At 57.9% G+C, this 22,437-nt stretch carries 26 protein-coding genes and 4 pseudogenes; 11 read left to right on the forward strand and 19 right to left on the reverse strand.

Features of this window, described 5'->3' with window-relative positions:
• Positions 1 to 18: 18 nt before the first annotated feature.
• From ACI3K0_RS26085 to ACI3K0_RS26095, 3 genes are all read left to right on the forward strand, one after another.
• The gene (locus ACI3K0_RS26085) at positions 19 to 465 is read left to right on the forward strand and encodes an ester cyclase (protein ID WP_404946535.1); all 447 of its coding nucleotides are present in this window, start codon (positions 19 to 21) and stop codon (positions 463 to 465) included.
• Positions 466 to 476: 11 nt separating this feature from the next.
• The gene (locus ACI3K0_RS26090; RefSeq protein ID WP_062579293.1) at positions 477 to 1,253 is read left to right on the forward strand and encodes an SDR family oxidoreductase; all 777 of its coding nucleotides are present in this window, start codon (positions 477 to 479) and stop codon (positions 1,251 to 1,253) included.
• A 183-nt stretch (positions 1,254 to 1,436) separates the two neighbouring features.
• Complete coding sequence (locus ACI3K0_RS26095) at positions 1,437 to 1,871, forward strand: DoxX family protein (protein ID WP_404946536.1); 435 nt, start codon at positions 1,437 to 1,439, stop codon at positions 1,869 to 1,871.
• Positions 1,872 to 1,927: 56 nt separating this feature from the next.
• On the opposite strand, the pseudogene ACI3K0_RS26100 reads toward ACI3K0_RS26095, so the two are convergent.
• The 9 genes and pseudogenes from ACI3K0_RS26100 to ACI3K0_RS26140 all read right to left on the reverse strand — a co-directional run bounded on the left by ACI3K0_RS26100 (position 1,928) and on the right by ACI3K0_RS26140 (position 8,075).
• Positions 1,928 to 2,594: pseudogene (locus ACI3K0_RS26100) on the reverse strand (SDR family NAD(P)-dependent oxidoreductase).
• Between the two features lie 174 nt (positions 2,595 to 2,768).
• On the reverse strand, positions 2,769 to 3,608 hold the full coding sequence (locus ACI3K0_RS26105; protein WP_404946537.1) for an oxidoreductase: 840 nt from the start codon (positions 3,606 to 3,608) through the stop codon (positions 2,769 to 2,771).
• A 20-nt stretch (positions 3,609 to 3,628) separates the two neighbouring features.
• The gene (locus ACI3K0_RS26110) at positions 3,629 to 3,931 is read right to left on the reverse strand and encodes a putative quinol monooxygenase (RefSeq protein WP_183688080.1); all 303 of its coding nucleotides are present in this window, start codon (positions 3,929 to 3,931) and stop codon (positions 3,629 to 3,631) included.
• 100 nt (positions 3,932 to 4,031) lie between these two features.
• Positions 4,032 to 4,316, reverse strand: a complete 285-nt coding sequence (locus ACI3K0_RS26115; protein ID WP_183688082.1) for a DUF1330 domain-containing protein — start codon at positions 4,314 to 4,316, stop codon at positions 4,032 to 4,034.
• A gap of 52 nt (positions 4,317 to 4,368) precedes the next feature.
• The gene (locus tag ACI3K0_RS26120) at positions 4,369 to 4,917 is read right to left on the reverse strand and encodes a flavin reductase family protein (protein ID WP_183688084.1); all 549 of its coding nucleotides are present in this window, start codon (positions 4,915 to 4,917) and stop codon (positions 4,369 to 4,371) included.
• A gap of 57 nt (positions 4,918 to 4,974) precedes the next feature.
• On the reverse strand, positions 4,975 to 5,724 hold the full coding sequence (locus tag ACI3K0_RS26125) for an SDR family oxidoreductase (RefSeq protein WP_062579306.1): 750 nt from the start codon (positions 5,722 to 5,724) through the stop codon (positions 4,975 to 4,977).
• Positions 5,725 to 5,869: 145 nt separating this feature from the next.
• Positions 5,870 to 6,874, reverse strand: coding sequence for a helix-turn-helix domain-containing protein (locus ACI3K0_RS26130; protein WP_206827432.1), 1,005 nt, complete (start codon positions 6,872 to 6,874; stop codon positions 5,870 to 5,872).
• Positions 6,875 to 7,257: 383 nt separating this feature from the next.
• Positions 7,258 to 7,509, reverse strand: coding sequence for an Atu4866 domain-containing protein (locus ACI3K0_RS26135; RefSeq protein WP_183688090.1), 252 nt, complete (start codon positions 7,507 to 7,509; stop codon positions 7,258 to 7,260).
• On the reverse strand, positions 7,506 to 8,075 hold the full coding sequence (locus ACI3K0_RS26140; RefSeq protein WP_206827431.1) for a hypothetical protein: 570 nt from the start codon (positions 8,073 to 8,075) through the stop codon (positions 7,506 to 7,508). Before ACI3K0_RS26140 ends, ACI3K0_RS26135 begins: the two co-directional genes overlap by 4 nt.
• 140 nt (positions 8,076 to 8,215) lie before the next feature.
• Between ACI3K0_RS26140 and ACI3K0_RS26145 the strand changes: the two genes are divergently transcribed.
• Complete coding sequence (locus ACI3K0_RS26145; protein ID WP_206827429.1) at positions 8,216 to 9,115, forward strand: LysR family transcriptional regulator; 900 nt, start codon at positions 8,216 to 8,218, stop codon at positions 9,113 to 9,115.
• A gap of 625 nt (positions 9,116 to 9,740) precedes the next feature.
• Here ACI3K0_RS26145 and ACI3K0_RS26150 read toward each other — a convergent pair.
• Positions 9,741 to 10,280: pseudogene (locus tag ACI3K0_RS26150) on the reverse strand (alpha/beta hydrolase); the annotation flags it as partial.
• A 243-nt stretch (positions 10,281 to 10,523) separates the two neighbouring features.
• Here ACI3K0_RS26150 and ACI3K0_RS26155 point away from each other — a divergent pair.
• From ACI3K0_RS26155 to ACI3K0_RS26165, 3 genes and pseudogenes are all read left to right on the forward strand, one after another.
• Complete coding sequence (locus ACI3K0_RS26155) at positions 10,524 to 11,078, forward strand: hypothetical protein (protein WP_286194960.1); 555 nt, start codon at positions 10,524 to 10,526, stop codon at positions 11,076 to 11,078.
• Between the two features lie 174 nt (positions 11,079 to 11,252).
• A complete protein-coding gene (locus tag ACI3K0_RS26160) occupies positions 11,253 to 11,531 on the forward strand; it encodes a GNAT family N-acetyltransferase (RefSeq protein WP_404946547.1) in 279 nt (92 codons plus the stop codon).
• Positions 11,498 to 11,692, forward strand: a pseudogene (locus ACI3K0_RS26165) (nucleotidyl transferase AbiEii/AbiGii toxin family protein); the annotation flags it as partial. The gene ACI3K0_RS26160 and the pseudogene ACI3K0_RS26165, both read left to right, overlap by 34 nt.
• A 484-nt stretch (positions 11,693 to 12,176) precedes the next feature.
• Here the strand turns inward: ACI3K0_RS26165 and ACI3K0_RS26170 are convergent.
• From ACI3K0_RS26170 to ACI3K0_RS26180, 3 genes are read right to left on the reverse strand one after another with little or no spacing between them, the layout of a single operon-like run.
• Positions 12,177 to 13,019 (reverse strand): type 1 glutamine amidotransferase domain-containing protein, encoded by an 843-nt coding sequence (locus tag ACI3K0_RS26170; RefSeq protein WP_404946538.1) that lies wholly within the window; start codon positions 13,017 to 13,019, stop codon positions 12,177 to 12,179.
• Positions 13,020 to 13,073: 54 nt separating this feature from the next.
• Entirely contained in the window at positions 13,074 to 13,376 is a 303-nt protein-coding gene (locus ACI3K0_RS26175; RefSeq protein ID WP_183688098.1) for a putative quinol monooxygenase, read from the reverse strand.
• Positions 13,377 to 13,390: 14 nt separating this feature from the next.
• Positions 13,391 to 14,182 carry an SDR family NAD(P)-dependent oxidoreductase gene (locus tag ACI3K0_RS26180; RefSeq protein ID WP_183688100.1) on the reverse strand — a complete coding sequence of 264 codons (792 nt, stop codon included), beginning with the start codon at positions 14,180 to 14,182 and terminating at the stop codon, positions 13,391 to 13,393.
• 97 nt (positions 14,183 to 14,279) lie between these two features.
• Between ACI3K0_RS26180 and ACI3K0_RS26185 the strand changes: the two genes are divergently transcribed.
• Positions 14,280 to 15,200, forward strand: a complete 921-nt coding sequence (locus tag ACI3K0_RS26185) for a LysR substrate-binding domain-containing protein (RefSeq protein WP_183688102.1) — start codon at positions 14,280 to 14,282, stop codon at positions 15,198 to 15,200.
• A gap of 62 nt (positions 15,201 to 15,262) precedes the next feature.
• On the opposite strand, the gene ACI3K0_RS26190 is transcribed toward ACI3K0_RS26185, so the two are convergent.
• Entirely contained in the window at positions 15,263 to 16,054 is a 792-nt protein-coding gene (locus tag ACI3K0_RS26190; protein WP_183688104.1) for an aldolase, read from the reverse strand.
• Positions 16,055 to 16,063: 9 nt separating this feature from the next.
• Positions 16,064 to 16,771: a haloacid dehalogenase type II gene (locus tag ACI3K0_RS26195; RefSeq protein WP_183688106.1), complete on the reverse strand. Its 708-nt coding sequence runs from the start codon at positions 16,769 to 16,771 to the stop codon at positions 16,064 to 16,066.
• An 87-nt stretch (positions 16,772 to 16,858) separates the two neighbouring features.
• On the opposite strand from ACI3K0_RS26195, the gene ACI3K0_RS26200 reads away from it, so the two are divergent.
• Together ACI3K0_RS26200 and ACI3K0_RS26205 are read left to right on the forward strand one after the other, a co-directional pair.
• Positions 16,859 to 17,716 carry a LysR substrate-binding domain-containing protein gene (locus ACI3K0_RS26200; RefSeq protein ID WP_404946539.1) on the forward strand — a complete coding sequence of 286 codons (858 nt, stop codon included), beginning with the start codon at positions 16,859 to 16,861 and terminating at the stop codon, positions 17,714 to 17,716.
• 98 nt (positions 17,717 to 17,814) lie between these two features.
• The gene (locus tag ACI3K0_RS26205) at positions 17,815 to 18,681 is read left to right on the forward strand and encodes an SDR family oxidoreductase (RefSeq protein ID WP_183688111.1); all 867 of its coding nucleotides are present in this window, start codon (positions 17,815 to 17,817) and stop codon (positions 18,679 to 18,681) included.
• Between the two features lie 71 nt (positions 18,682 to 18,752).
• On the opposite strand, the gene ACI3K0_RS26210 is transcribed toward ACI3K0_RS26205, so the two are convergent.
• From ACI3K0_RS26210 to ACI3K0_RS26220, 3 genes and pseudogenes are all read right to left on the reverse strand, one after another.
• Positions 18,753 to 19,043 (reverse strand): hypothetical protein, encoded by a 291-nt coding sequence (locus ACI3K0_RS26210; protein ID WP_404946540.1) that lies wholly within the window; start codon positions 19,041 to 19,043, stop codon positions 18,753 to 18,755.
• A gap of 144 nt (positions 19,044 to 19,187) precedes the next feature.
• Entirely contained in the window at positions 19,188 to 19,472 is a 285-nt protein-coding gene (locus tag ACI3K0_RS26215) for a zinc-binding dehydrogenase (RefSeq protein WP_404946541.1), read from the reverse strand.
• A 227-nt stretch (positions 19,473 to 19,699) separates the two neighbouring features.
• A pseudogene (locus ACI3K0_RS26220) lies at positions 19,700 to 20,053 on the reverse strand (alcohol dehydrogenase catalytic domain-containing protein); the annotation flags it as partial.
• 353 nt (positions 20,054 to 20,406) lie between these two features.
• On the opposite strand from ACI3K0_RS26220, the gene ACI3K0_RS26225 reads away from it, so the two are divergent.
• A complete protein-coding gene (locus tag ACI3K0_RS26225; RefSeq protein ID WP_206827419.1) occupies positions 20,407 to 20,643 on the forward strand; it encodes a hypothetical protein in 237 nt (78 codons plus the stop codon).
• A 300-nt stretch (positions 20,644 to 20,943) separates the two neighbouring features.
• Here the strand turns inward: ACI3K0_RS26225 and ACI3K0_RS26230 are convergent, their stop codons facing one another.
• On the reverse strand, positions 20,944 to 22,227 hold the full coding sequence (locus ACI3K0_RS26230; RefSeq protein WP_206827418.1) for a sensor domain-containing diguanylate cyclase: 1,284 nt from the start codon (positions 22,225 to 22,227) through the stop codon (positions 20,944 to 20,946).
• Positions 22,228 to 22,437 lie beyond the last annotated feature (210 nt).

The following is a 22,437-nucleotide window of genomic DNA, read 5'->3' on the forward strand; positions in this document are numbered from 1 at the left end:
CTTAAAAGGGAAAATCCCATGTCAGACCAATCTGAAGCATTGAAAGCAGTCGTCCGCCGCAACACACTCGAAGTGCAGTCTGGCGGCAACTTCGAGCTTTTTGACGAGCTTTTCGCCGACGACTTTTTGGACCACACGCCGCAGCCGGGCGGGACGCCAGACAAGGAAGGAGCGCGTCGCCTTTATCACGCGCTGCGAGAAGCCTTCCCGGACTTCCACGCCGAGATCCACTGGCAAGCGGTCGATGGCGATATCGTCACCACCTTCAAGACTTATCACGGCACACATAAGGGCGTCGTCCTTGGGATCGCGCCAACGGGCCGCCAGATCAAGTTCGAAACTGTCGATGCCATGCGCATTCGCAACGACCAGATCGTAGAACACTGGGGTGTCGCCAACCTCTATTATCTTCTGCAGCAACTCGACGCCCTGCCCTCCTCGGCCCCCAAAGTGCCGGAACATTAAGGATCACCACAATGAGCAACAGTAACATTCTCGACGGCAAGGTCGTGATTGTAACCGGCGCATCGAGCGGCATTGGGCGTGCAATCGCCATCCGGGCTGCCGAACATGGCGCCAAAGCAGTTATCGTCTCGGACGTGGTGGAAGCACCGCGCGAAGGCGGTGAACCAACTGCCTCCGAGATCAGAAAACTGGGGGCCAAATCCGTTTTCGTGAAAGCAGACGTCAGCCGCAAGGCTGACAACGACGCCCTCGTTGCGGCGGCAGAAGAATTCGGCGGCGTCGATGTCATGGTCGCAAATGCAGGCATTACGCTGAAGACAGACGGGGCGGAGGTTCCGGAAGACGATTACCGCCGCCTGATGTCTGTCAATCTCGATGGCCCGCTGTTTGGCGCGCAGGCAGCTGCGCGTCAGATGAAAGCACTCAACAAGCAGGGCAGCATTGTCCTCATGGCAAGCATGGGCGGGATCTCTGGCGCCGGCATCACCGTCGCCTACTCGACCAGCAAGGGCGGCGTTGTGCTGATGGCCAAATCACTGGCCGACGCTCTTGGCCCCGACGGTATCCGCGTCAATGCAGTCGCACCCGGCACCATCGACACCGAGCTTCTTCGCACGAGCCCCGGTATCGCCCAGGCCTCCGAGGGCTTTCGCCAGAGGACGCCGCTTCGCCGGCTTGGCAAACCGGCGGAAGTCGGAGATGCTGTGGCCTTCCTTGGCTCTGATCTGTCGAGCTATGTGTCGGGCACCGCGCTCCTGGTGGATGGAGGGCTGCTCTCCGTCATCTGATTTCTCGACCCTCCAGTCGGACCCGCGCCCTCAAAAGCGCGGGTTTTTCTTTGCCTCCATCGTTCGATTTTTTCGACGATAATCTGCGATATTATCCAGCTTTTTCGTTCGCTCGGATGGTGGCAATTTCTCCTCACGACGCAGCCACGGTGGCTACGCCCCACAACTCAAGGAGATATGTCAATGTCTTATTCCGAAGTAATCGCTCAGCGCGCTGAAACCCTTTCCAAGTCTGCCCTAGTTCACGGTGTAACACCCCTTGTTGGCCGTGTCCTTTTGGCGGCAATCTTCCTTCTGTCCGGTATCAGTAAGATCTCTGATCCAGCTGGAACGATCGGCTATATCAATATGGTCGGCCTGCCATTCCCGCCCCTGTCCTACGGCGCAGCCGTTGTGACCGAAATCCTGGGCAGCATCGCCTTGATCCTCGGCTTCCAAACCCGCATCGTCGCCCTGATCCTTGCCCTATTCAGCGTTGCCACGGCGCTAACGTTCCACAACAACCTCAGCGACCTCAACCAGTTCATCCACTTCTTCAAGAACATCGCAATGGCCGGCGGCCTGCTGCAGGTCGTCGCGTTCGGCGCGGGCAGTTACAGCCTCGACGCCCGCCGCTGAATGAAGCAGCCGATCAAAGGAAAAAGCCCGGACCATCGTCCGGGCTTCTCGCACTTTTACTTACCCCATTCCGGACCGCCGTCGGTGCAGGTCTGACCCCCATCGACAGGCAAGACAATTCCGGTTATCCAGGCAGCTTCATCACTGGCAAGAAAAGCAACCGCCGAGGCAATCTCTTCAGGTTGGCCTGCCCGCCTCAACGGAATTCGATCCCAGGCTTTCTCCAGTAGCCCATCATCGTCCATGATGGCATCCACCATTCCCGTAACAGTAAGTCCCGGTGCCACTGTTGGCTCTGACGCCGAACTTGCCCAGGTCACAGGCTGCTGAGCGCGTCAGGTTTGCCACGCCACCCTTTGCAGCATTATAGGCCGCATGGCTCCAGCCACCACCAAGGGATGACACGGAGCCGATGTTGACGATCGAACCCTTGGTCTCCTTAAGATGCGGAACCGCTGCACGGCTCATGTAGAAGACACCGGAGAGGTCCGAGGCAATGCACTCGTCCCAATCCTGATCGCTGCTCTCCTCAATGGTGCCGACAAGATTCATGCCGGCTGCATTGACGACAGTGTCGATGCGGCCGAAGCGCTCCACGGTCGCGGCAACAAGGGCGTCGCAGTCCGGCCGTGAAGAAACATTGGCGACAAAGGTGCCGCTGCGCTCAGTCGGCATCTTACAGGCAGCTTCCGATAATCGCTTCTCGGTTCTGCCGGAGATCATCACGGACGCTCCTTCCTCAAGAAGCCGGTTGGCAATAGCGGCGCCGATACCGGAACCACGCCGGTCACAATTGCTACTCTTCCTTCAAATCGCTTTGACATGACACACTCCTTCAATCTCCGTGCCGATGGCCGCGGTAGTTTTGGTTTCGTGTTGGTTTTTGACTTGATTGGTTCAGGTTGCCGGGAAGTCGGCTGAACGAGACAAGGCCTCCCAGGCAACAACGTTTGCCTTCAGGTCTTCCGCCTTCTTCAGGGCAGCGTCCGCGGCGTCATTGCCGAGCGGAAGGTGGTGCGGAGGCTGCTCAGCCAGCACGGCTTCCCGGATGGCCTTCGCCGCACGTGCCGGGTCGCCAGCTTGCTCTCCCACCGATGCGTGGTAAGCGCGACGTGCCTCGCCCGCTGTCGCCTCGTAATCCTCAATGGACGCAGAGACCTCGTTCGACGAGCCTGCCCATTCCGTCCGGAAGGCGCTGGGCTCGACGGTCATGACATTGATCCCGAGAGGGGCGACTTCTTTCCGAAGCGTATCCGACAGGCCTTCCACGGCAAATTTCGTGGCGCAGTAGTAGCCCACGCCTGTGTAGCCGACCAGGCCGCCGATTGATGTCAGATTGACGATCGTACCACTGCGGCGGGCTCGCATATGCGGAAGCACCGAATGGATCGTGTTGGCGACACCAAAGAAATTGACATCAAACAGGCGACGGGCGTCGGCGTCGGCGGTTTCTTCAATAGCACCGAAGAAACCGATCCCGGCGTTGTTGATCAGAACGTCGATGCGTCCGAAGTGCGCTTCTGCAGCGTCAACAACCTTTTGGCACTGATCCCGATCGATGACGTCGAGCGGGAGGATCAGGGCATCGCCCTTCTGCTCAAGATCCGCGATCTTGTCGGTTTTGCGGGCGGTGACGACAACCTGTTCACCCGCCTCAAGCAAGTGTTCCGCGATGTAGCGACCGAAGCCCGTAGAGCATCCGGTGACGAGCCAGACTTTAGGGTTTTGCGTGCTCATTTCATATACTCCTTTCTGTTTCAGGCCTGCGGGGACCGTTGCTGGTAGCCGCAGATTTCCACGTCTTCGACGCACAGGTCCGGGACCTTCGCCATGAAGGCTTCGACGTAAGGTGTGCTCATATGCAGTTTGAAGTCGGAGGCGTGCCGCCAGTCTTCGAGCACCATCCACACGTCGGGAACGCCATTGGACTGGTGAATCTCGTAACGGAGGCAGCCTTCCTCGTTTCGGGACGGAGCGACGAGCTGAAGCAGTTCGTCACCCAGATCTCCTGAGCGGCCCGGCTTTGCGGTGAAGTAGGCCACATTGGTGAGTTCAGCCATTTCAGGTCTCCTTCTCGGTTAGGGCAACACCCGCATAGTGACGGCATGCCTGGAAAAGATCTGCCGCGTCTTTGCGGGAGCTGTCGTGACCTTGCTCTTTTCAGACTCCGTTGATTGCTATGATGCGCGATGCGGCGGCAGCCTGCCGCTGTGCGGCCAGAGGTGGATATTCCGGCGATGCGAAGAGCTCACTGATCGCTTGCTTGTCAGGAAACTCGATGATGAGCATGTTGGTGGCCGTCCAGCCTTCCAGTTCCAGAGGGGCTTCATCGATGGCGATGAGCTTGCCGCCGGCTTTGGCGACGAGCGGCAAGGCCTTCGACCGGTAGTCTTCGATCGCCTTCATGTCGTGGATGTCGAGATCAACGATGAGATAAGCAGACATAGTTTTCTTCCTTTCTAAATGGGTTGCTGGTGCATTTTGGGCCCGGCGCCTCTCAGGGGAGATGGCGCCATTTGACCATCCGATCTCGAAGGTCGAGTGTGCCGCCATCGACGGTGAACGTGCCGTCACCGCGGTGATGCATCATTCGACGCTCTTTTCGGTTCTCGTTGATCCAGATCCTCGTCGCCTCAAGGATGAAGAGGTTGTAAGGATCCGAGAGCCTGGTATCGACGACCCGGCATTCTATGTTGGCCAGGCAGTCTGAGAGGAGCGGGGCTGATCCATCCTTGGCAGGTCGCGTTTTGAGACCATACCTCTGGAATTTATCCACCCTGTCGCCCGAGCAGTTCCCGACGTCGACAACGGTCTCGGCGAGATCAAGACCGGGCACAGCGATGACACATTCTCCGGTTTTCCGGAGAGCTTGATAGCTGTGATCCCAGGGCCCGATCACACAACCGATCAGCGGCGGGTCGTGTTGGATCATCATATGGAAGCCCATCGTCATCACGTTGGGCTTGCCGTTGTCACTGGTCGAGACCATGACGATCGGGCCAGGTTCCAGGACGCGATATGCTTGAGATGCGGGTAATTCCTTCATGACAATCTCCCTTGAGAGGTCCCTGCGACAAAGCAGGGACCCTTCAGGGCCGGTCCGTTACCAACCCTGTTCTACTGGCAGAACGAACAGCTCGGCGACGTCCACATGGGCCGGGGCCTGGGCTGCGAAGACGATGGTGTCGCCGATATCCTCGCCCTGGAGGAAGGTCATCTGACCGGCCAGCTCATCCATCTGCTTGCGGTAGCCCGGATCTGTGATGTGGTCATAGAGCTCGGTGGCAACCGCGCCAGGCTGGATGCAGGTCACGCGAATGCCATGCTTCTGACCGACTTCCATACGCAGGCCATCAGAGAAAGCCGTGACCGCATGTTTCGTGGCGCAGTAGACCGACAGGCCCTTGAACACCTTGCGACCGGCGATAGACGACATGTTGAACACGTGGCCGGAATGCTGCTTGATCATCTGGGGCAAAACGGCGGCCGTCGTGTTGAGCAGGCCCTTCACGTTCACGTCCACCATCCGCTGCCACTCGTCGACCTTGAACTGGTCGATATCGGAAAGCGGCATCAGGCCGGCATTGTTGACGAGGATGTCGATCGAACCGTATGCGTCGATAAGCTTTTTGACACCCGCATCGACCGAGGTCGTGTCAACCACGTCCATCTCGATCACAAGGGCTTCTCCGCCCTTGGCTTCGATCTGTTTCTTGAGATCTTCGAGCTTGTCGGTGCGCCGTGCAGCGATACCAACTTTTGCACCGGCTTCAGCAAGCTTTGCAGCGGTCGCAGCGCCAATGCCACTCGATGCGCCGGTGACCAATGCGATCTTTCCGTTGAGGTTGGTCATTGTCTTCACTCCTTGTCTCAAAGCCCACCACCGCGGTGGGCGTTTCGTTTTGACAAGGAGGAATTTAAGCCGATCGTCGGCATCCTTCTCTCGGGACCTTGCTCGACCTGTTGCGATCTTGCTCGAAATCGCGACGGGTCAAAAACTAACCTCGCCGGTAGTGGCTCGGCGGCAGGCCGGTTTCGCGACGGAAGACCTGGGCGAAGTGACTTGGGCTCGAATAGCCGACGGACATGCCAATCTCGATGATGCTGGTATCCGTCTCCTGCAGAAGAAGCTGTGCCCGGGCAACGCGCTGGCGAATGAAGTAGCGCGAGGGCGAGAGCCCGGTCGCCTTCTTGAACAAACGACTAAAATGAAATTCGCTCATGCCGACCGTCTCAGCCAACTGGGCGAGATTGAACGGCTCGGCTAGATGTTCCTCCAGGTGGGCCAAGGCCCGACGGAGCTTAAAGCCGGGGAGCGCATTCTGCCGATCGTCGGGAGCTTCACTGGCGGCGTAATTCCGGATGAGATGCACGGCAAGGGTCTGGGCGAGGCCCTGAATGAACAGCTGGCTTCCCTTCCCCTCAGACGTGAGCTCTTGGTGGATCACGGAAAGAAGGAGCGACAGCTGCGTGTCCTTGCCCCCGGAAATGTCGCGAAGTGCAGGAGGGGCGGCGCAGCCCAGCACGTCGTAGGCGACGCGCTCGAACAGCGGAACGGAGAGATAAAGATGCATAACCTGGAAAGGCGCGTCGCCGATAGCGCGCCAGCGCATCTCATATGGGGTGGGAGAGCGGGTCAGGAAAAAATCGCCAACTGTGACCGTATTAGCGACCCATTCCCCGTCAAGGTCACGCTCCTCAACCACCGCTTCGCCTGACATCACCCAGACGATCAGGGGCTCAGCGACTGCGGGAACAAGAAATGGCTCCTGCTTGTTCAGGCGGGAATAGACCTGCACGAACATGTCATTCCACGCCGGACTATCGCCACTGACAAGCGTGCGACCGGCTATATATTGTTCAAGCCCGAGCGGGGACGTCCGCTCGGGCCTTGCAATAGCCTCCTCCAGTTCAGGCACGAGTACCGCTGGATAAATGGGCTTCCCGGTAACGGCCGGGATCGGCGGCAAATCGATTTGACGGGATGGTTCGATGGTTTCCAATGCGGACCCTCTCTTAAAACGAGCAGCTGCGAAGGTTGCCTAAGGGCTCAATGGAACCTGTCCTGGTTCACATCTCCGCCCACAACCACCATTAATGATGCGATGCAGCATTTGGTTTCGTCCGATAGGAAGATAAAACCGGTCTCATCCGACTCTTTGAGACAAATGAAGTCCACATCGACGTCGCAAGTGAGTATCTCGGGCTTCGTGGCACTATTCGGAAAGCCTCCAAGAGCATCTTTTTCAAGGAGCGAACGCAAGGCTGCTCCCTCTCCCGGCAGTGCTCGATGAATGTAACTGCTGCTGTATCGCCACACATGGTCTACTCCATTGAAAAAAGATCGAGCTCGCCGGCAGGGTCTGCCGGCGATATCATGACCTGACTACCGCCTGCGATAGAGAACCATGCCGGCGTGGTACAGGACGCCATCAACAAAGTCGCCGTTGGCAGTAAAGCCGGTATCGTCCCAGTACTCGATGTGGTCTCTCGACACCTCGTATCGTCCTTGATAGGCACTTTCGCGTCGGCCACGCGCCTCGTCGTAGCGGCCGTTCGGGAGCAATTGGTGCCGTATGCGGCCGTCTGCGGTCTCCCACATGCCGACATAGGGGTGTGAAGGCGTTGCGGCGGTCATTGGGCCACCTCCGTCTTGCCTAGGAAAGACTGAATGGTCTCGGGCTCGACGACCCAAGCGTAGTTCAGTTCATGGCGGATTTTCCATTTGCCAGCGGTACATTCCCAGCCCAACTGCGAGCGGCCATCGAAAGCGATCACCTTGCCGTCAAGGCGATCGATGCGGCCAACGAAGCCAAGTGTCGTCGAAGCGACTGTCTCGCCGACGATCGCGTCATGACCTCCAGTCAATCCGTGGCGGACAGATCGAGCGGCGTTCTGCAACGCCTCCCAGTTGGCGCCGTAGCGAGCCGAGTTATCAAAGAGCTGTGTGCTGCCGGGCGCAAAATTGTCGTAGAAAACACCTTTCGTATTTTCCAGATCGTAATACGTGTTCAGCTTTTCTGCGAACACGAATTTGCCATCGCCTTCATGTCGCTCCCAACCCTTCATGATCCAGTCCGCATGAAGTGCGAGAGGAGCCTCGGAGCCTTCCCGAGGGCACGCGCTATCTTGTGCAGCGACAGGTCCGGCGCAGAACCCAAGAGCCAAAGCTGCTGCTGCGAGTCTGATCTTGATATGTGTCATGAGAATATCTCCTTCGATGATCGGTTGTTCATGCCTGCCCTGCCGCGATGGCGACCGTTGGCCACGGACAATAGGTAGACAAATTCGATTGTCGTCTGTATCCCCTTTCCGCTAACGAGATTGGTTAGCGAGATACGACAATGAATATCGATCTTAACTTGGTGCCTATGTTTCTGGCCGTCGCCGAAGAAGGAAATTTTAGGTCCGCGGCCGACCGGTTGGGTGTTACTCGCTCCGCCGTGAGCCAAGCGATCAGACGTCTCGAGGATATCTGCGGCATCGCGCTCGTCAGCCGCACGACCCGTAGCGTGCGGCTCACCGAAGCGGGCAACCGCTTCCGCGAAACCCTGTCCCAACCAATGGCAGAGGTCAGATCTGCGTTCGAGAATGTAGCGGGCGACGCAAGGCCGAGCGGGTTGCTGCGGATCGCGGTGACATCGATTGCCGAACAGTTTTTGTCCGGCCCACTGATCGCGTCCTTCGCTGAAGCCCATCCCGGCATAACGATCGACGTCACGGTGACGGACGACGTCTTTGACATCGTAGACGCCGGCTTCGATGCGGGCGTCCGGCTGGGTGATGTGATCGAGCAGGATATGGTCGCGGTTCCACTGACCAAAGAAGAGAGAGAAGTGGTCGTCGCGACACCGCGATATTTCGAAGTCCACGGAGCGCCCCGGCATCCTCGGGAGCTGGTGCGTCATCGTTGTATCGGTTGGCGTCCCTCTCCAAGTGCTGCGCCTTACCGATGGGAGTTCGAGGAAGATGGAATTCCTATCGACGTTGCCGTTGAGCCGCAAATCACCACCAACGATCTGTATCTGATGGTCCGGACCGCACTCGCTGGTGGCGGTATTACATTTGCGTTGGAGGAGACCTTTCGCTCATACATCGATCGCGGCGAGTTGATCACGGTGTTGGACGACTATCTGCCGCCCTTTCCAGGGTTTTTCCTATATTTCCCCAATCGCCGGAATATGGCGCCCAAGCTGCGCGCGCTCATCGAGCATGTTCGTGCCTACCGAGTGGCCCAACTATAGCCGTCAGCGGCTGGAGTTGGATCAGTTTCGCCGTTTTCCAATCGCTACATCCTGCAATTCGATGAAACTCAGCCTCATGTGTAAATTCGATATCGATCGAAAGCCGGATAGCAGTCCGCGCGGGCAATGCTGACGAATAACATGAGAAGCAGCGCGGGCGTGCCCGCTCTTGGAAGGACCCGAAGTAATGGCGCACATTATGTGGGAGACAGTCTTCCCGGAAGTGTTGAAATTGCGACGTTTTCTATCGATATCCCTCATTTATTTCAGTTGGTCATCCCGATTTTGACCTGCGGCTCTGTGGAGCTAGAGAGATTTTGAAAATGGCAGCGTCTATCACTTGTCCTGCATGACCATCCTCTTTGCGATGTCGGGATCCCGATGCGTCGCGCCAGATCGGCACAAAACGGGTTCCACGCTTCGTCCCTATTAACTGCCCTCCGCACACATTCTATGATCACATATCGCAATATTAGCGCTTTCTGCCTAAGCGCATCTTTAATAAACCGGCGGAGGGGAAACTATGCCGGTAACCGGCGAAGTTGCAAAGTCATCGATAGGCCCCAGGTCCCATTCGGAGAACCAATGGACGCATCAGCGCCGCAGGTGTAGATGGGCCCAACACACGCAAACGATGTTTCGTTTGCCAGTTCCCCATGGAATGAGCAAGGATCGAGACTTCCTTCACCTGCGCGTCCTTGGCGAGATATTGGAAGAGCAACTCCAAGGCATTGCGCGTGTAGTTGGTACTCTCCCGATCGTAGCCATACGCGAGCAAACTTCCCCGGGACGGCCATGTGACCAGCACCGGCGCGCTTGCTACGCCAGAATCGTGAACGATCTGGGCAAAGCGATAGACCGAGTCTTCGAACCGATTGTTGAAGCCGTGAATGAAGACCAGCACACTACCGTCCCGGCTCCTCTTGACGGAAGCACTCAGCCATTTTCTGGCATCATCTCGGCTGATTTCCTCCGCCTTCAAAGTCGCAAAGTCCGTGGCTGGATTGGATGGGAGTCTTTTCGGCCATGCCACCTCACCAACTTTGCGCACATTTGCCGGTGGGATGGAGACGGTGATTTCGGCAAAGGCCGCGTCCCTGGCTCGTTCACCGGTAAACATTTTGCCGTTGATCATCGAGCGACTGCGTGTGGTGGTGACTAGCATGTCAACCTTGGTGGATGTGGGGACGCTGTCGGCAACGGGAATGAGAACGGTCGCCGTTCTGATCCTGATTGCCGGTGCCTTTGACTCATCGTATTCACTAGTACCGAAAAGATATCCAAACACATGAAACCGCGAGCATGGTCGTTTCCGAGGTCGTCTTCGGGATCTTGCTAACTGCTGTCGCAATTCAGCTGATTGTCAATGGGCTGGGCGTCTAGGGATTATAGCACCCGTGGCTGATCATTGCCCCAGAAGGACGTCAGTTTTTCCAGAGGGCTGGCCAAGCGGAACATGACTGATCGACAAAAAAATACTATCGCCTACGCGGCACTTATGGTGCTCCAGTCTCTGGCAGTGGCATATCTACTCTGGGTGATCTTTCCGATCTTCTACGCCGTCGTCACCCATCTCGGCGAACGCCAACAAGTGCCATCGTCTACGTTCATTGCGATTCTCATAACGGCTTTGGTTCAGCAGGCGAGCTACTGGGCGAGAATGCGTTGGGTCGAGGTCCGTGCCCCGTTCCGCTCTATCCTCGTATCTCATCTGTTTTCCTTCGCCGCGCGCATGGCCTTCCTGTTCGGTGGTGTCCTGTTCTCAACCATCTTTTTTCGGCACTTGCCGGAAATCAACGCGCTGCCCCACTCGGTCAAGCGGTGCTGCTTGGCACGCTGGTCTTGTTGGTGCTGTTCGGGTTCTTTTGCTACTCCGTCGAACTTGAGCGCCTCGCTAAGACCCTCGAGGTTCCGCCTCAAACCTGATCGCGTGTCCTACTATTTGAAAGATCGGCATGTGTGATCCTGGCACCTTATCGCCATCGAAATTGCGATCGGCGACTAAGCAAAGTAGGGCTTGCGTTATTTCGCTTGGAACGATGAGAAGAGCCCTTCAAAGAACGAATCTCGCCTGATCGAGTCTCCGCGCCTGTCCCTTCGGTTACCGATATTCGCGGATTTCCACCCAATGGTTGAGATGTTCTCGGAAGAGCCGGTGTCGCGCCACCTGGGGAAGCTTAACCGCAGTGAAATATGGACTCGGCTCTTACGCGACGCCGGGCACCGGCAGTTGATGGATTTTGGCCAATTTTCCATTATTGAAAGGGCGCAAAACACTTACATCGGAAAGGTCGGGTTTGCTGTGTTCGAACGCCCGCTGGGCCGGGCGGACACAAATATCGAAATGTCTTGGACTCTTCGGAGCCAGTTCCATAGGCTCGGGTATGCGAAGCGTGCCGGCAGCATAAGGAACTGATGTTCTGTGCACCGGACCATCGCTATGATCGGGCAGTACCCGGTAGTTTCCGGCTGGTGCCGACGGCCGATATGCGGAAGAAACTCGCGACCGAGTACGGGAGAATGTCGGCGATGATCTTTGCGATGCCGCCTGATTTCGAGGCCATCATGAAAAGCATCTCGCCTGGGTCTTCCGTTCAGACGTCCGGTGCGGCTGGAGATCACCTTTTCGTCGCTCAACAGCGAAAAAAGGGCAAGGACAGCAGCTCGATCCCGGGTTCTCATCAGCCAGTCCCAAGACGAAAAAGCCTGCCGCGGGAGGAGGTGCGGCAGGCTTTCGAAAAGAACCGAACAACGGCTGGGAGGAGGAGTGCCGCAGTTCTGACAGACGCCCCTTGGGAGGAGGAGTGGGCCGTCTGAAATCGAAGCTCTGCGGGAGGAGATGCATTGCTTCGATGAGAAACACAATCCCAATTTTCGCTGCACACGAAATAGACTTTGCTGCAGTGCAGCTATGCGCAGAATGCAGCGCCTGATTTCGAGGGAGGACAATGGTGACATAATTGTGCGACCATTGTAATCCAGAACTAATCCAGCGAACACGGCAATTAACCACATTGCCGTGAAACCGTAATTCCGCCTATTGAGGCGACATCGGCAGATGCTACTTCAATCGGCTCAGCAGTTCCTGGGCCACAGCCGGGGCTGATGCGGGATTCTGGCCGGTGATCAGCTCGCGATCCGTTACGACATGCGCGGAGAAAGCTGCATCAGCCTGACTAAATTGACCGCCCGCCTGTGTGAGCGCATCCTGCGGATAGAATTTCATCTCGCCGCCACCCAGCAGTCCCTTGGCCATTTCCTCTTCCTGGTTGCTGAAGACCGTGAACTTGTAGCCGGCATAGATCCAGCCAGTTTGCGCCTTTGCGGTTCCCGCCGTCTCGAACTTTGTCACGAACTCTTGTGCGTCCGGCAGCGTAGACAGCAGTGCGATGGGACCATGGCAGGCGAGCGCCGTCGTCTTGCCATTCTCATGGAACCAGATGAGCAGCTTGCCGAGTTCGGAACTCACCAGAAGATCCTGCATCGGTGCGTGACCGCCGGGCACGTAGACCGCGTCGAAATGGTCGTAGCCGATCTGCTCGACCCGCGCGAGGCTGATGACCGGCGACTTGTCCCTCGACATCAGGCCCAGTTCCGACAGCTGCGCTTCGCTGGCTTTCATCGCCGCTTCGTCACCGCCGAAATACATCTTGTCGATGGATGTCCGGTCGACGGAAGGCGCCATACCTTTGGGTGTGGCGAAGGTGACCTCATGGCCTGCGTCGAGCAAGGCCTTCACCGGCTGCATCAATTCATTGAGGTAGAATCCGGTTTTGAATACCTTGCCGTCCTTCAGATCGAGACGATCGTAATCGGACAGCACGATCAGGACGTTTCCGGCATGGGCGCTTAAGGTGCTGGCGCCGAGCGCAAGAGCGACGGCGAGGCTGCGCAGAAGTTTCATGGGTCTAGCTCCGAAAGTTAGAAATATGGTGGGGAAGGGAAAGGCGGTTGCTTCTCAGCCAGCGACCTTGGTGAGCCGGTGCAGCGCAAAGTCGGCGAAATAGTCGCCAACGCCGCTCGCCTGAAAGCGCTGCAGGACGGCGCCCTGCATATGGGCGCGCCATTGGTCTTCACTTTGCCAGGTTTCGACAAAGATGCGCACGCGTCCATCATCGAGCGACTGGTGCAACTCGTACCGGAGGCAGCCGTCTTCGGCCAGCGTCTCGGCGACCAGCTTTTCCTGGGCAGCGCCAAGCGCCGCCTCCTTGCCGGGCTTGGCGGTGGTGATGGCGATGATGGTCAGAGGCGTGTTTGACATGGGTAGTGCCTTTCTCAGGCGATGGTGTTGACGAGACCGCCTTCGGCACGAAGGGCTGCACCGTTCGTGGCCGATGAACGGGGGCTGGCGAGATAGGCAACGAGGTTTGCCACCTCTTCCGCCTCCACCATGCGCTGGAGGATCGAAGCCGCGCGGGCGGTGGCGAAGAATTCGGCCTCGATCTCTTTGATCGGTGCGGAAGGATCGCTTGCCTGGCTGCGCAGGAAGGCTTCGATGCCTTCCGAGCGGGTCGGTCCCGGAAGCACGGAATTGACCGTGACATTGGTGCCGCGGGTCAGTTGCGCCAATCCGCGCGAGATCGACAGCTGAGCCGTCTTGCTCGTTGCGTAGTGGATCATGTCCTCAGGGATGGCGAGACCCGACTCACTGGAAATGAAGATGATCCGGCCCCAATTGCGCTCCAGCATGCCGGGCAGATAGGTGCGCGACAGGCGCACGCCGCTCATGACATTGACGTCGAACAGATGGCTCCAGTCGGCGTCGGTGATGTCGCCGAAGGCCTTGCTCTCGTAGATGCCGATATTGTTGACGAGGATATCGACCAACGGTTCGGCCTTGGCGATGATCGCGGCACCCTCGGCGCTGGCCGCGTCTGCCAGAATGCCTGTGATCTCAGATCCGCCGGAAGTTTTGACGGCAGCGATCGCGCTGTCGAGCTTGACGCGGTCGCGGCCCGTGATGACAACCCTCGCGCCTTCGATGGCGAGAGAGCGGGCGATTTCGAGGCCGATGCCGGCGGTGGCGCCGGTTACAAGGGCGGTCTTTCCGTTGATTTGCAGATCCATGACGTGTCTCCAGATTGTTGCTGGAGACAATTTATGATTTAAGCCTCGGAGATACTATTGCCTGTAAAAGACGTGCACCTGTGAATGAGGATCATCAATGCCGCGCATTCTGATGGAACGTTCCGGCGAAATGGAGGTGTTTGCCCGCGTTGTTCAGGATGGGGGATTCTCCGCCGCCGCCCGTAACCTGGACATCACACCATCAGCGGTTAGCAAGTTGATCGCCCGTCTGGAAACAAGGCTCGGCACGCGCCTGCTGGTGCGAACGACCCGCGCTCTGACGCTGACCGAGGAAGGCGAAGCCTATCACCATGCGGCGCTTCGGATTCTGCAGGAACTGAACGATGCGGATCAGGAGGCAACGGGCGGTGCGGTCCGTGGACGGCTGAGGATCAATACCACAATACCGTTCGGAACGATGTTCGTCGCACCGGCCATTCCGGAGTTCATCGCCCGCAATCCCGACCTGATCGTCGACCTCTCCTTCACCGACGGGATTGTCGACCTGGTAGCGGAAAAGACCGACGTCGCTATCCGCATGGGAAACCTGCCGGACAGCGGCCTGATCGCCCGCAAGCTCGGACAGAGCCGGCGCGTGGTCTGTGCTTCACCTGACTATCTGGCGCGCCGACGTTCGCCGGAAACGCCTATGGACCTCGCGCAGCACGACTGCCTGACCTTCAATTTTCGGCGAGCAAGACCGTCCTGGCCGTTTCGTGACCGCGACCGGGACATCGCACAACCAGTCAAAGGCAGCATCGTCGTCAACAACGGCGAGACGATGAAGCAAATGGCGTTGGCCGGCGCTGGCATTGCCCGCGTCGGCCTGTTTCATGTGGCCGACGACATCGCCGCTGGGCGTTTGATTCCACTGCTCGAAGACTTCAATCCACGCGATCTTGAACTGGTGCATGCCGTCTATGTCGGTGGTGGTCCCCTGCCCCACCGCGTCCGTGCCTTCATCGACCATATGGTCGTGACACTGGGTGATTCACCGCTGCTGAAAGGGACGCCCTGACCCGGAGAAAAATAAGGAAATGCGCACTTCAAGATGCTTGATGCTTCGCCTTTCTTATCCGATCAATCGCGATATTCCGGCGCTTGCCGGTCCAGCACCCGACGGATGCTTTCCAGATGCATTCTGGCACTTTCCGGGTCCCCTTCGCGCATCTGCCGCGCCGCATCAGCCGCGACAGCGGGCACGACCGGCAGAAGTTTGCGGCCTGAACCCATTGCCTTCAACTGAACTTCGGCAGCACGTTCGAGATAGTAGAGATCATCCCAGGCTTCGGCGATGTTCGGCGCGCAGACCATCACGCCATGGTTTTTCATGAACAGGATATCCTTGTCTCCAAGGACGGCGGCGATCCTGTCGCCTTCGCTTTCGTCCAGAGCAAGGCCATTATAGTTCTCGTCAACCGCCACACGGCCGTAGAACTTGAGCGCCGTCTGGCCTGCCCAGACCAATGGCTCACCCTCGACCATGCTGAGCGCGGTCGCATTCGGCATATGGGTGTGAAACGCAGCACCGACCCGCGGCGCCATCTTGTGCAACCGCGCATGGATATAGAACGCGGTTGCCTCCGGTACGCCATCCCCGGCAACCACATTGCCTTCGAAATCGCAGATCAGCAATGACGAGGCAGTCGCCTCCTGAAACGCCCAACCCAGGCGGTTGACGATGAAGAGGTCGGGATGACCGGGCACAACAGCCGAGAAGTGGTTACAGATCCCCTCTTCAAGGCCGAGCCGCGCTGCCATGCGAAGGCAAGCGGCGAGGTCGCCCCGTGCTTGCCAAATCTCTTCGGTGTCCAGCAAACGATTGTGCCGTAGTGCAGGATTTGTCTTCGAAACATTCAGCTCATGCGCCATGTTAGTCTCCTATCGTTCCATCCAGCCCGCTGCGGCAAGGATGGCAGGCACCTTGTCGAGCGTCGGGACGATTTCGTCCGGGCGGTAATCTTCCAGGGGTTTGCGGCCGGTGCCACGATCGACCCAAACGGTACGAAAGCCAAGCTCGCGCGCCGCTGCAAGATCCAGATGCGGACTGGCGCAAATATGCACCAGATCCTCCATGCTGGTGCCGAGGCTTTTCCAGGCATGATGGAAGATCTGGCTGCATGGCTTGTAGGCACCGGCCTGTTCCGCAGTGATGACGCGGTCGATGTGGCCACCAAGTTGGGCCACGTTTCCAGCAATGATGGCATCATCAGTATTGGAGATGATCGCCAGGCGGAAACCTGCATCTTTTAACTTTCCAAGGGTTGCCACAATCTCCGGAAACGGCGGCATCTTGCCGATCGACGAGGTCAGGATATTGGCATCCGCTACCTCAAACGGAAGGCCGAATTCGGCCATCGCCCGTTCCAGGGCAAGGGCGCAGACCTCGGCAAACGTGCGGTGAGGACGCCCCTCCTCCAGCGAATGTTCATGGTGATCGTAGATCGAGATAAATGCCTTCTGATCGATATCGCCACCTTTTGCGGACAGTATTCTGCCCATTGCAGCAAGCAGCCCTTCGTCCCATTGAATCAGGGTTCCATAGCAATCAAAGGTCAGCCAGGTCGGCTTGGGTCCAGTCAGGGTCATACGTTTTCTCCTTGATTTTCCCGAGATTGACAAAACCTGCGTGGATTACGAAATTAAATCTCATCATCATCTTCATTGGGAAATCAAATGAGCTTCGGGTTCGATCTGGATCTTCTGAAAACCTTTGCTGCCGTCGTCGATTGCAGCGGCTTCACCAAGGCGGCCGAACGGGTGCGCTTGACGCAGTCGACGGTGAGCCAGCAGATCAAGAAGCTGGAGGTCAATTTAGGCACCTCACTGCTGCGACGGGACAAATCGACCGGAACTGTTGAAACTACGGAAGCCGGCGAGTTACTGCTGAGCTATGCGCGCAGAATACTCGCCATCGCAGATGAGGCCGCCGAGGTCATGCGAAGACCTCTGGCGCCGCGGTCCGTTCGCCTCGGCGTTCCGGAAGATTTTGCCGGGCGGCGCCTCATCGATCTGCTGTCGGGATTTTCAATCGCATCGCCTCACATAAGGCTCGACACGGTTAGTGGCTGGAGCACTGAGCTCCGGCGCCTGCTGGATGCGGGCGAAATTGACCTCGCGCTGATCAAGCGCGAGCCTGGAGATGGGGCCTGTCTCGCGAGTTGGAAAGAAGAGTTGGTCTGGGTGGAGAGCGCCACCCGTTCGGTCGAGACGGACCCGGTTCCACTCGCGGTGTTTCCCGTCGGCTGCATATACCGGGATCGCGCCATCCGCGCGATCGAGCGCAGCGGTCGTCGCTGGCGGATCGCCTATACCAGCCAGGGACTGATGGGTGTGCAGGCGGCGGTTGCCTCCGGCCTCGGAATCAGTCTGCTACCTTCCGACGCGGTGCTAACCGAACACCGGCAACTTGGGCCATCTGACGGCTTCGACGATCAGCCAGCGTCCGAGATTGCATTGGTAAAAGGACGGACAAGTCTGTCCAATGAAGCAAAGTTTGTCGGCAGCTTCCTAACGGATATTCTGGAGCCGTAATGTCCTGGATAAAGATGTGCGGGTGACCGGCGCGGATAGATCACGGAACAGTTACCGATCCCAACGGTTAAGCCTCCTCATTCAACTGGAGGAAGATCATGACCGAAGAACGCCGACGCCCGAACCCACCCTATCCGGAACAGCAGCAAGAGCCGCCGGGCAAAACCGCTTCAATGAAACCCGTCCCGGATCACGGCGAGAAATCCTATCGCGGCAATGGAAGACTTGAGGGCAAGGTGGCGCTGATCACCGGCGCCGATTCCGGGATTGGCAAGGCCGTCGCCATTGCTTTCGCGCGTGAAGGCGCCGATGTCCTGATCTCCTATCTCAACGAAGACGACGATGCGGCCGACACCGCCAAATGGGTCGAGGACGCCGGCCGTAAGGCGCTTGTCATCGCCGGGGACATCACATCGGAAGACCATTGCCAGGAGCTCGTCGCGCGCGCGGTCGATGAGCTCGGCGGGATCGACATCCTGGTCAACAACGCTGCTTTTCAGCGCACCTACGGTGATATCGCCGATATATCTGCTGATGAGTGGGACACGACCTTCCGAACGAATATCTATGCGCCGTTCTTTCTAGCTAAGGCCGCCGCTTCGCATATGAAACCTGGAAGTGCGATCATCAACACGACCTCCATCCAGTCGCGACAGCCATCGCCGCAGCTTCTGGCATACGCATCCACCAAGGGCGCCGTTTCCAACTTCACGGCCGGCCTTGCCGAAATGCTCGCTGAAAAAGGCATCCGCGTAAATGCCGTCGCTCCTGGCCCAATCTGGACGCCCCTTATTCCGTCAACCATGCCAGCTGAAAAAGCCGCCAAGTTCGGGCAACAGACCTTGATCGGCCGCGCCGGCCAACCCGCCGAACTGGCTGGCGCCTATGTCCTCCTAGCTTCCGAGCTTGGGAGCTATATGACCGGCGCCGTCATTCCGGTCACCGGCGGCGAGATCATGATTTAATACTTCAGACTCCGAGGCCGGGCGGAAACATGTTTCCTCCGGCCCGGGTGGTTCTTTGCATAGGCAGCATTTCACCGATGCCAAAAAAATCCCAGCTCTCCAGATGGCGTCAAATACGCGTGCACAAACTGAATGGAAGACGCCATGCCGCGAGCTATCCATTCGGGCCGGGTGACAACTTTGACGCAGCCGTCCGCTTTGTCCCGAAAAGTCTTGTATGCCTCCGGTCCCTCTTCGAGGCCTATGCGGTGGGTGATGAGGAAAGACGGATCGATTTTGCCCTCCACAATCAGGTTCAACAGCGGCTCGAGATACCGTTGCACATGGGTCTGGCCTGTCTTCAGCGTTAGACCTTTGCCCACGACGGCTCCAAGAGGTACTGAAACTGCTGGACCCACGAATACACCGGGGACCGAAACCGTCCCGCCAGGCCGGCAGGCGAGGATCGCTTGGCTGAGGGCGTAAGGCCGTTCGGTTTGACGTCAGCTTTGTCTGGAGGGTCTCCATCACGCCACCCGCCTCATGGCTTTCCATCCCGACTGCCTCACGGCATCCGGTCCAAGCCCATTGGTGATCACGAGAATACGCTCCTGCAAATCTTCAGCGGTATAATCGAGCGTTTCCGCACCGGAGGCTCGGGCAAGGGCTAGTCGTTCCGGCACGGTGTCAATGGCAATGACCCGTTCAGCGCCAAGCAGAAAAGCCGATCTGATTGCAAACAGGCCGACCGGCCCGCAGCCGAATACGGCAACCGTCTGCCCTTGCTTGATGTCGCAGTTTTCGGCGGCCATGTAGCCGGTTGGAAAAATGTCGGAGAGGAACAGGACCTGTCGTCGATCAGGCCGTTAGGACAACAATCGGGCCAACATCGGCATAAGTAACGCGAAGATAATGCGCTTGTCCGCCCCGGAAGCGGCCGTACATTTTCGGAATAACCGAACAGCCCAGCCGTTGGATAACCGATTTGCTTGGCCTGCATCGCGCCGGATGGATTCGAACGCTCGCAAAGCGAAAACTGACCCCATTTACACTGCCGACATTCTCCACAGGCAATGGTGAAGGGCACAACCACACCTTCACCGACCTTGAGCCTGGAAGCCTCCCCGGCCGACCTCGACCACCTCACCCATGGGTCGTGGCCCATCACGTCCCCCGCATGCATCCCGGGGACGAAACCGCCGTAGAGGTGAAGATCCGACCCGCAGATCGCGCAGCTGGTCACCTTGATGATCGCGTCGCGATCGTCTTGGGTGACCGGATCGTCTACCGCTTCGCAGCGTATGTCGCCGCTGCCATGCCAAGTAAGACCTTTCATCTGCGGTCTCTCCCAATTTGCGGTCGGTCGTAGCCCTGATCTCGTCAGAGCAATCATCCGCCGTCAGCCCGTCAGGAACTCGCGGCATGGTCAACTGTTCCAGCTCTGTTGCTCAGACGCTTCCCGCATTCAGCCGCACAGGAAATGTGGGAGCGCACAGTCTGACCGGAAGTCACACCTGATATCGAGTTCGACGTTGCATCGAGGCTTCTGCCTCGTGCCGCTCCCACTTATGAACACCTCCAAGGATCCCTGAGGCAGCCACCTCATTTGTCTTGAACGGATCCGGGTCCGCGAGACGTTCACAACGGCCACACTGAGACGGGAGAGCTCAGCTGAGTTCTCTTTCGTCTTACAAGCTCGTAGGCAAAACATATTATCGGCCATGCGCCAATATCTTCAGTGACACAATGAACCAACATCAGCCGCTATCCAAATGCTCAGAGCTCTCCGGCCGTTACACTGAAGGCGGCATCACCGTCGTTGTGGAAATCTTCCGCCCTTCAGGCAGTGATGATTGGCGGATGGAGGTAACCAGCCTAGAAGACCAGATCACCGAATGGAATGAATCTTTCGCTTCTGCCCATGAGGCATGGGAAGAGTTCATCTATGTCGTCAGTACGGAAGGTCTCTCGGTCTTCCTCTAGACGCTCTCAACACCACCGGAGATGTAGGTTGGCGACCGACAGCGACAGACGGCGAACGATTTTTGATCGAGTGCGCACCAAGGCACTATTGCGGGGAATGCCTATCGACAGTGACCCCGAATTTCTGGCCTTAGTCGATCTTTGGATCAGCGGCGAGTACGAGATGTCAGAGCTCAGGTCTCGATACAACGACCTTACAGCCCGCCGAGCACAGCGATCAAGGTCTGGCCCTCCCGCACCGGAACCGACGCCCAATCAAGCGGATGCGTTTGGAGGTGTGGGCGAAGATGCTGATCCACGTCAACGCATCGCCCCGGAAGCCGACTGAAATCTGACGACATCCTTGCCGGCCGCCTTCGCATCGTAAAGAAGCGCATCGGCCTCCCTAAGAAGCTCGGAAATGTCACGCTTTTCACCCGCCCAAATTCCCCCAATGCTCGCGCGGACATCGGCGATTTCATCGGAAATCGCAATAGGCTCCCTCATCCGCGCGAGAATTCGCTCCGCCGCCGCCTCTCCTACGGAACGATCGCCCGCGACGACCACGACAAATTCATCCCCACCTGTCCGTGCCACGAGATCATGGTCCCTGACGGCTGAGGTCAAGCGCGCAGCTGCAGTCTGCAGGACGATATCTCCCATCGCATGACCATGAGCATCGTTCACCTCCTTGAACCCATCGAGGTCGAGCGCAAGGACAGCGAAGCCTTCGGCAGACTGCAAAGCCGCGAACTCGATCGACAGCCCACGACGGTTCAGCAGCCCAGTCAACGCGTCCGTGCGCGCCGTCTCCTCCAGCATCTCGATCCGGCGTCGATCTTCGGTAAAGTCGATTGCCATTCCGACGATCTTGACCGGACGCCCGTCGCTATCACGCAACAGCCGCCGATCACAACGCATCCAACGTTCGCCATGAACGGTGTCGAGACGATACTCGGCAACATTCTGATCGAGCTTTCCGGCAATTAGCGGCGTCAGATCGGCCTGGGCGCCGTCGTTCACGTTGACTCTGTTGACGTAGCGCTCAAGGTCGAGCCGCGCAGCAGTGGGCCCACCGATGAATTGAGCCAGTCGATCCGAGGTCTCGAATTTGCCTGTGAGGATATCCATTTGCCAGAAGCCGCCACGGACGGCTTCAAGCGCGAGCTCAAGCTGCGCTGCGCGCTCGGCGAGCTGACGCTCATGGTCCTTGTGTCGGGTGATATCCTCGATCTGCGAAATGAAGCGTACGACACGCCCTTCAGCATCGCGCATCGCGGCCACGTGGATCAGGACGTGGACAATCTCTCCGAAAGGCCGCAGGTAACGCTTCTCGATCGTGTAGCCGTCCCGCCTTCCTTGCAGGACCTGCTTAAATAGGATCAGATCTGCCTCGATATCCTCTGGATGGGTAAAGTCCCTGAAATGCGTCCCGAGCACCTTCTCTAAAGGCAGTGACAGAAGCTTGGCGAAAGCGGCATTGCCGCGAATGATGCGTCCCTCCAGATCGACCAGGGCGATCCCTATGGGGGCGTTCTCGAAGGCAAAGTCGAACAGCGCCAGGCGGGTTTCGGGATCGTCGGCCGTATAGGGTTCCGCTACCATCTTTCCTCCAAAGACAAGAGCTCCAAGCCGATAGGTGTGTTTTAGAGGATGATAATCAAGGTGCCGACCCGCTAAGGCGCGATGTGACATGCCGCAGTTGAAGCGGCTCCTTGATGTCAAAGACCCTCGAAATTATCTCTCCGAGTTAAGCACTGACACATTCAAGAAAGCAGATACGGGCCGGCATCCACAAACGGTGAAATCAGGGAG

Source organism: Rhizobium sp. ZW T2_16, assembly GCF_044987325.1.
Lineage (GTDB): Bacteria > Pseudomonadota > Alphaproteobacteria > Rhizobiales > Rhizobiaceae > Neorhizobium > Neorhizobium cellulosilyticum.

Excerpts from the sequence above, each read along its gene's own strand:
- ACI3K0_RS26085 (WP_404946535.1), top strand. The coding sequence starts at position 19 with ATGTCAGACCAATCTGAAGCATTGAAAGCAGTCGTCCGCCGCAACACA.
- ACI3K0_RS26090 (WP_062579293.1), top strand. The coding sequence starts at position 477 with ATGAGCAACAGTAACATTCTCGACGGCAAGGTCGTGATTGTAACCGGC.
- ACI3K0_RS26095 (WP_404946536.1), top strand. The coding sequence starts at position 1,437 with ATGTCTTATTCCGAAGTAATCGCTCAGCGCGCTGAAACCCTTTCCAAG.
- ACI3K0_RS26105 (WP_404946537.1), bottom strand. The coding sequence starts at position 3,608 with ATGAGCACGCAAAACCCTAAAGTCTGGCTCGTCACCGGATGCTCTACG.
- ACI3K0_RS26110 (WP_183688080.1), bottom strand. The coding sequence starts at position 3,931 with ATGGCTGAACTCACCAATGTGGCCTACTTCACCGCAAAGCCGGGCCGC.
- ACI3K0_RS26115 (WP_183688082.1), bottom strand. The coding sequence starts at position 4,316 with ATGTCTGCTTATCTCATCGTTGATCTCGACATCCACGACATGAAGGCG.
- ACI3K0_RS26120 (WP_183688084.1), bottom strand. The coding sequence starts at position 4,917 with ATGAAGGAATTACCCGCATCTCAAGCATATCGCGTCCTGGAACCTGGC.
- ACI3K0_RS26125 (WP_062579306.1), bottom strand. The coding sequence starts at position 5,724 with ATGACCAACCTCAACGGAAAGATCGCATTGGTCACCGGCGCATCGAGT.
- ACI3K0_RS26135 (WP_183688090.1), bottom strand. The coding sequence starts at position 7,509 with ATGACCGCCGCAACGCCTTCACACCCCTATGTCGGCATGTGGGAGACC.
- ACI3K0_RS26140 (WP_206827431.1), bottom strand. The coding sequence starts at position 8,075 with ATGACACATATCAAGATCAGACTCGCAGCAGCAGCTTTGGCTCTTGGG.
- ACI3K0_RS26145 (WP_206827429.1), top strand. The coding sequence starts at position 8,216 with ATGAATATCGATCTTAACTTGGTGCCTATGTTTCTGGCCGTCGCCGAA.
- ACI3K0_RS26160 (WP_404946547.1), top strand. The coding sequence starts at position 11,253 with ATGTTCTCGGAAGAGCCGGTGTCGCGCCACCTGGGGAAGCTTAACCGC.
- ACI3K0_RS26170 (WP_404946538.1), bottom strand. The coding sequence starts at position 13,019 with ATGAAACTTCTGCGCAGCCTCGCCGTCGCTCTTGCGCTCGGCGCCAGC.
- ACI3K0_RS26175 (WP_183688098.1), bottom strand. The coding sequence starts at position 13,376 with ATGTCAAACACGCCTCTGACCATCATCGCCATCACCACCGCCAAGCCC.
- ACI3K0_RS26180 (WP_183688100.1), bottom strand. The coding sequence starts at position 14,182 with ATGGATCTGCAAATCAACGGAAAGACCGCCCTTGTAACCGGCGCCACC.
- ACI3K0_RS26185 (WP_183688102.1), top strand. The coding sequence starts at position 14,280 with ATGCCGCGCATTCTGATGGAACGTTCCGGCGAAATGGAGGTGTTTGCC.
- ACI3K0_RS26190 (WP_183688104.1), bottom strand. The coding sequence starts at position 16,054 with ATGGCGCATGAGCTGAATGTTTCGAAGACAAATCCTGCACTACGGCAC.
- ACI3K0_RS26195 (WP_183688106.1), bottom strand. The coding sequence starts at position 16,771 with ATGACCCTGACTGGACCCAAGCCGACCTGGCTGACCTTTGATTGCTAT.
- ACI3K0_RS26200 (WP_404946539.1), top strand. The coding sequence starts at position 16,859 with ATGAGCTTCGGGTTCGATCTGGATCTTCTGAAAACCTTTGCTGCCGTC.
- ACI3K0_RS26205 (WP_183688111.1), top strand. The coding sequence starts at position 17,815 with ATGACCGAAGAACGCCGACGCCCGAACCCACCCTATCCGGAACAGCAG.
- ACI3K0_RS26215 (WP_404946541.1), bottom strand. The coding sequence starts at position 19,472 with ATGGCCGCCGAAAACTGCGACATCAAGCAAGGGCAGACGGTTGCCGTA.
- ACI3K0_RS26225 (WP_206827419.1), top strand. The coding sequence starts at position 20,407 with ATGAACCAACATCAGCCGCTATCCAAATGCTCAGAGCTCTCCGGCCGT.
- ACI3K0_RS26230 (WP_206827418.1), bottom strand. The coding sequence starts at position 22,227 with ATGGTAGCGGAACCCTATACGGCCGACGATCCCGAAACCCGCCTGGCG.